We start from the raw sequence: 216 nt of genomic DNA, 5'->3' as shown, positions 1-216 counted from the left end.
TTTCGCGGCACGCGAAGACCGGGATGACAAAGGGGGTGGGTTACTGCGTGGCGAGGAAGGCTTCGTAGGCGGGGCGGTCCATGAGGGACTCGTATTGGGCGGGGTCGGAGACGCGGACCTTGGCGAACCAGCCGCCGTTCTCGGGGTCGGCGTTCACGGTCTCAGGCGCGTCGCCCAGGATCGAGTTGCCCTCGATGACTTCGCCGGAGATGGGGG

Annotated in this window: 1 protein-coding gene; it reads right to left on the bottom strand. The window is 67.1% G+C overall.

Features of this window, described 5'->3' with window-relative positions:
• Positions 1 to 40: 40 nt before the first annotated feature.
• Complete coding sequence (locus AX677_RS09620) at positions 41 to 211, bottom strand: hypothetical protein (protein WP_082730246.1); 171 nt, start codon at positions 209 to 211, stop codon at positions 41 to 43.
• Positions 212 to 216: the final 5 nt, after the last annotated feature.

This window comes from Streptococcus sp. CCH8-C6 (assembly GCF_001557225.1).
GTDB classification, from domain to species: Bacteria; Bacillota; Bacilli; order Lactobacillales; family Streptococcaceae; genus Streptococcus; species Streptococcus sanguinis_C.
Note: the sequence above shows the minus strand (reverse complement) of the source record. Positions and strands in the feature narration are given on the sequence as shown.